We start from the raw sequence: 4,941 nt of genomic DNA, 5'->3' as shown, positions 1-4,941 counted from the left end.
GGTATTATTGTTCCCCAACGGTTAACATGTATATGAAGATCGCCAATTCTTTTATCTTGACTCGAAAATTTATCCGAAATATCTTTTGACAACTCATCGCGCAGCAGCTTGCTCTCAGATTTTTGATCTTTCTTAAATTCCTTAATCTCGGCCAGTGCCTCCTTCAGGGCCTTTTCCTGCTCGGCGAGGCGATACAGCAGCAGGGCGTTGGGGTCGTCAGCAGGCATGGCGGCTTTCTCGCGCGATTATCTATTTATAGATGTACCATGCCAATAACGACTCACCAAGCCTACTCCCCCGCCCCCCAAATCCCGCGCCCTTCCTTCCGCGCCGCAGCCTCCGCGCCTGCATAGGCCCCCTTCGAATATTTCGCGTAATCCCACGCCCAACCGCCCGCCGCCTGCGACAAACTCAAATCCTGCCCAGCCGCGCAGCAGCGCGCGACCGTGCGACTGTGGTCGTCCCTATCCACGGCGGAGCAGGCAATTGTCCGCCCCGCCACCAGGGATTGCAGCGCGTCTTGGGATTTGCGGTGGCCGGGGGTGCCGCTTTCGGGGGCGTTGATGCCCCACAGCCGCACCAACTCGCCGCCCGAACAGCGCCGCCCGGTGAGATGCCCGCCGAGGTGGAGCGTGTCGCCATCGACCGCGCAGGCCGGGCCGGTCAGTTTGGCGTCGGTGGGGCAGGGGGCGCTATCGTCATAACCGAACCATCCGGCGATCAATACGGCAAGCAGGGCGAGGGCCGACAGAAAACTGGGGCGGGGCAGGCGCAATCCACCGCGCGACGGCGGTGCGGGCGTCTTGCCGCGCGGGGCGGGCTGGCGACGCCCCCCGCGCAGGCGGGCGAGACGGCTGAGGATCGGGTCGGGCGGCGGGCTCATGTTCATGATATATCCCAAACCGCCCCCCGGCTGCACGCGAAAAACCATCAGGGCTGCACGGGTGTGGGTTGGTGGCGGGCGGCGGAAGCTCTATATCCTGAAGGGTAAAAGGAGATGTTCATGTCGGTGTCGCTCAAACCCTCTGCTGATCTGCCACCTGGGATCTGTCGGATCTCTATGCCGGGCCGACGGACCCTGCGCTCGATGCGGATTTCGCCTGGGCGCGCGGCCAGGCCGAGGCGCTGGCGAAGGAGGCGGAAGGCAAGCTCGCAGGGCTGGCCTCGCCCGCGTTCGCTGGCGTGCTGAAACGCTATGAGGCGCTGGACGAGCGCTTAGGCAAAATCGGCTCCTACGCCCAGCTTCTCTACGCCCAAGACATGAGCAACCCGGACGTGGGCCGCTTTTACCAGTCGGTGCAGGAGCGGATTACCGAGATTGCCAGCCGCGTGCTGTTCTTCGGGCTGGAACTCAATCAGCTTGATGAAGCGGTGGTCGAAGGGCTGCTGGCCGACCCCGCCGCCGCGCGCTACCGTCCGTGGATCGCCGCCACCCGCGCCTTCCGCCCGCATCAACTGCCGGACGCGCAGGAAAAGCTGCTGCTGGAAAAATCGCTCACCGGGCGCTCGGCCTGGGTGCGGCTGTTCGATGAGACGATGGCGGCGCTGCGCATTCCGCTCGACGGGCGCGAGCTGACCTCCACCGAAGTGCTGGCGCTAATGGTTTCGCCGGAGCGGAAAACTCGGCAGGACGCGACCCAGGCGTTCGGCAAGGCCTTGGGCGAGCAGGTGCGGGTGTTTTCGCTCATCACCAATACGCTCGCCAAAGATAAGGAAGTGGAAGACCGCTGGCGCAAGTATCCGCGCCCGATTTCCAGCCGCAACCTCGGCAACCGCGTCGAAGACGAGGTGGTGGCAGCGCTGATTTCGGCGGTGCGCGCCGCCTATCCGCGCCTCGCCCATCGCTATTATAAGCTGAAAGCCGGGTGGCTGGGCCTGCCGCACCTCGAAGCCTGGGACCGCAACGCCCCGCTCCCGGGCGCGCCGGATCGGCAGATTCCCTGGAGTGAGGCCACGCAAACCGTGCTGTCGGCCTACACTAAGTTTTCGCCCGATCTCGGCAAGGTCGCCGAACAATTCTTCGAGAAACCCTGGATCGACGCGCCCCTGCGGCCCGGCAAAGCCCCTGGGGCTTTCGCCCACCCCACGGTGCCCTCGGCCCATCCCTATCTGCTGGTGAATTATCAGGGCAAAGTGCGCGATGTGATGACGCTGGCGCACGAACTCGGCCACGGGGTTCATCAGGTGCTGGCGGGCAAGGAACAGGGGCACCTGCTGGCCGACACGCCCTTGACCCTGGCCGAAACCGCCTCGGTCTTCGGCGAAATGCTCACTTTTCGGGCCTTGCTGGCGGCGGAAAAAGAAAAAAGACCCGGCGCAGCGGCGCTTCCTGCTGGCCTCCAAGGTCGAGGACATGCTGAACACGGTGGTTCGGCAAATCGCGCTGCATTCGTTTGAAGAGGCGGTGCATGATCGCCGCCGCGACGGCGAGTTGCTGCCCGAGGATCTCGCGGAAATCTGGCTGAAAACTCAGCGCGATTGCCTGGGCGACGCAGTGCGGTTTGACGACAGCTATAAGAATTTCTGGGCCTATATTCCACACTTCATCCATTCGCCCTTCTATGTCTACGCCTATGCCTATGGCGATTGCTTGGTGAACTCGCTCTATGCCGTTTATGCCAAGGCGGAGGAGGGGTTCGCCGAGCGCTATCTGACCCTGCTGAAGGCGGGGGGCTCCCAGCATCATTCGGCGCTGCTGGCCCCCTTTGGGCTGGACGCGCGCGACCCGGCGTTCTGGGATCGTGGCCTGCAAATGATCGCCGACTTCATTGATGAGCTAGAAGGGCTGCCGACCCATGTCTGAGGAAAACAGCTTCGGCGGGCGTATGCGCCGCTACGCCACCGTCACTACGAAGATGAGCGGCGTCGCGGCGCGGCTCGCGGGCGAACGGTTCCTCGGTATCGGCATCGATCGCGATAAGCATGCCGCCGAACTCACCGCAATTCTGGGGGGCATCAAAGGCCCGCTGATGAAGGTGGGGCAGTTGATCGCCGTGCTGCCCGATGTGTTGCCGGAAGAATATGCGCGCGAACTGCGTCAGCTTCAGTCCGACGCGCCCGCAATGGGCTGGCCCTTCGTGAAGCGCCGCATGCAGGGGGAGCTCGGGCCGGGCTGGCAAAGCCGCTTCGCCGAGTTTGGGCAGGAAGCGGCCGCTGCGGCCTCCTTGGGCCAAGTCCATAAGGCCAAGCTGCACGATGGCCGCGCGGTGGCGGTGAAGCTGCAATATCCCGACATGGCGTCCGCCGTGGAAGCGGACCTGAAGCAGTTGAAGCTGCTGCTCTCGCTCTATGAGCGGGCCGATAAAGCCATTTCGACCGGCGATATTCATCTCGAAATCGGCGACCGGCTGCGCGAGGAGTTGGATTACGACCGCGAGCGCCGCCATATCCACCTGTATCGGGAGATTCTGGCCGGGGAGGCGGGGGTTTCGGTGCCCGAACCCATTGATGAGCTTTCGACCAATCGCCTGCTGACGATGACCTGGCTCGACGGTGTGCCGCTGCTGTCGCTGAAGGATGCGCCGTTAGAACAGCGCAATCGCCTCGCGTATAACCTTTTCCGCGCTTGGTACGTGCCCTTCTACCGCTACGGCATCATCCACGGCGACCCACACCCCGGCAACTACGCCGCCCGCGCCGATGATGGCATCAACCTGCTCGATTTCGGCTGTATCCGCGTGTTCCAGCCCCGCTTCGTGAATGGCGTGATCGAGCTGTATCACGCGCTCGATACCGGCGACCGCGACCGCGCGATTGCGGCTTACGAAACCTGGGGCTTCACCAATCTCTCGACCGAGTTGGTCGACGTGTTGAACCAATGGGCGAGCTTCCTCTACGGCCCGATTTTGGAAAACCGCACCCGGCTCATCCAAGAGGCAGGGGGCACCGAATACGGCAAGGAAGTCGCCTCGAAGGTCCACGCCGAACTGCGCCGCCTGGGCGGGGTGAAGCCGCCGCGCGAATTCGTGTTTATGGACCGCGCCGCAATTGGCCTGGGCTCGGTCTTCACGCACTTGCAGGCGCAGATCAACTGGTACGAGCTGTTCCACGATCTCGCCGCCGATTTCGACGCGGACGCGCTCGCGGCCCGGCAAAGCGCGGCGCTGGCGGCGGCGGGGGTGCCGGAGGGGGTTTAGGATGACCATGATGCACACCCATCCCCATCCCGGCGAAATCTTGAAGGAAACCGTGTTTGCGCCGCTCAACCTGTCGGTCACGGAAGCGGCTGGTCGACTGTCCCTGTCGCGGGTCGTGCTCTCGCGCGTGCTGAATGGCAAGGCTGGGATTAGTGCGGATTTGGCGATTCGCTTGGAAAAGGCGGGTGTGAGCACCGCGCGCTTCTGGGTCACGCTTCAGGCGAATTACGATCTTTGGGTCGCGATGCAGCGCGAACAGCCCCCGGTGCGGGCGTTGCGGGAGGTTGCGGCGTAGTGTGGTTGGCTGGGAGAAACCCCGCCGTAGTCCGCTCTCCACGCCATCTAGAAGCAAACCTATTTTGGTGCGCAGTCTTTCTCAAACTTGACGTAAAACTTCTCTATTCAGAGAAGTTTCTGATTGACCGAGGCCCGGCAAGAATCATAACTTCTCTTTATGGAGAACTATCTTTCCGCGCGGTTTAATGCCTTGGGCGACGCAACCCGGCTTGCTGTGGTGGAGCGTCTCTCTGGCGGATCGCAGACTGTTAGTGATCTTGCCAAAGCGCATCCGATGGTGTTGTCGGCTTTTACCAAGCATCTCGGCATTCTGGAGCGGGCAGGTCTCATCACCACCGAAAAGGTGGGGCGCGTTCGCATCTGTCACCTCAATCATGCCGCTATGGCGGACCTGGAGGGCTGGCTTACAGACCGTCAGGCGCTGTGGAACCGCCGTCTTCATCGACTTGAACGGCTTATTCAATCCGAGAAGGACGATCTTCCATGACCCTTGTCCATGAAACGATAG

7 protein-coding genes are annotated in these 4,941 nt (G+C 62.5%); 5 read left to right on the top strand and 2 right to left on the bottom strand.

The genetic code is table 11. The features are described 5' to 3' along the window. The coding region (locus VZ95_RS11525) for a hypothetical protein (protein ID WP_045775969.1) at window positions 1-227 on the bottom strand (227 nt) is incomplete at its 3' end. A 62-nt stretch (window positions 228-289) separates the two neighbouring features. Continuing rightward, on the bottom strand, window positions 290-889 hold the full coding sequence (locus tag VZ95_RS21930; RefSeq protein ID WP_198148249.1) for a thermonuclease family protein: 600 nt from the start codon (window positions 887-889) through the stop codon (window positions 290-292). A 293-nt stretch (window positions 890-1,182) separates the two neighbouring features. On the opposite strand from VZ95_RS21930, the gene VZ95_RS11515 reads away from it, so the two are divergent. The 5 genes from VZ95_RS11515 (at window position 1,183) to VZ95_RS23020 (ending at window position 4,920) form a co-directional block, all read left to right on the top strand. Then, window positions 1,183-2,397, top strand: coding sequence for a M3 family metallopeptidase (locus tag VZ95_RS11515; protein ID WP_332308076.1), 1,215 nt, complete (start codon window positions 1,183-1,185; stop codon window positions 2,395-2,397). Further along, on the top strand, window positions 2,354-2,803 hold the full coding sequence (locus VZ95_RS28845; protein ID WP_332308075.1) for a M3 family metallopeptidase: 450 nt from the start codon (window positions 2,354-2,356) through the stop codon (window positions 2,801-2,803). Before VZ95_RS11515 ends, VZ95_RS28845 begins: the two co-directional genes overlap by 44 nt. Then, on the top strand, window positions 2,796-4,136 hold the full coding sequence (locus tag VZ95_RS11510; protein WP_045775968.1) for an ABC1 kinase family protein: 1,341 nt from the start codon (window positions 2,796-2,798) through the stop codon (window positions 4,134-4,136). Before VZ95_RS28845 ends, VZ95_RS11510 begins: the two co-directional genes overlap by 8 nt. Window position 4,137: 1 nt before the next feature. Beyond that, on the top strand, window positions 4,138-4,431 hold the full coding sequence (locus tag VZ95_RS11505) for a HigA family addiction module antitoxin (RefSeq protein ID WP_232302626.1): 294 nt from the start codon (window positions 4,138-4,140) through the stop codon (window positions 4,429-4,431). A 159-nt stretch (window positions 4,432-4,590) separates the two neighbouring features. After that, on the top strand, window positions 4,591-4,920 hold the full coding sequence (locus VZ95_RS23020; protein ID WP_045777617.1) for an ArsR/SmtB family transcription factor: 330 nt from the start codon (window positions 4,591-4,593) through the stop codon (window positions 4,918-4,920). Window positions 4,921-4,941 lie beyond the last annotated feature (21 nt).

It is taken from the genome of Elstera litoralis, from assembly GCF_000963705.1.
Lineage (GTDB): Bacteria > Pseudomonadota > Alphaproteobacteria > Elsterales > Elsteraceae > Elstera > Elstera litoralis.
This window is presented reverse-complemented; position numbering and strand designations above follow the sequence as displayed.

Coding starts and splice junctions, on each gene's coding strand:
- VZ95_RS11510 (WP_045775968.1), top strand. CDS start 2,796: ATGTCTGAGGAAAACAGCTTCGGCGGGCGTATGCGCCGCTACGCCACC.
- VZ95_RS28845 (WP_332308075.1), top strand. CDS start 2,354: ATGCTGAACACGGTGGTTCGGCAAATCGCGCTGCATTCGTTTGAAGAG.
- VZ95_RS23020 (WP_045777617.1), top strand. CDS start 4,591: ATGGAGAACTATCTTTCCGCGCGGTTTAATGCCTTGGGCGACGCAACC.
- VZ95_RS11505 (WP_232302626.1), top strand. CDS start 4,138: ATGACCATGATGCACACCCATCCCCATCCCGGCGAAATCTTGAAGGAA.
- VZ95_RS21930 (WP_198148249.1), bottom strand. CDS start 889: ATGAACATGAGCCCGCCGCCCGACCCGATCCTCAGCCGTCTCGCCCGC.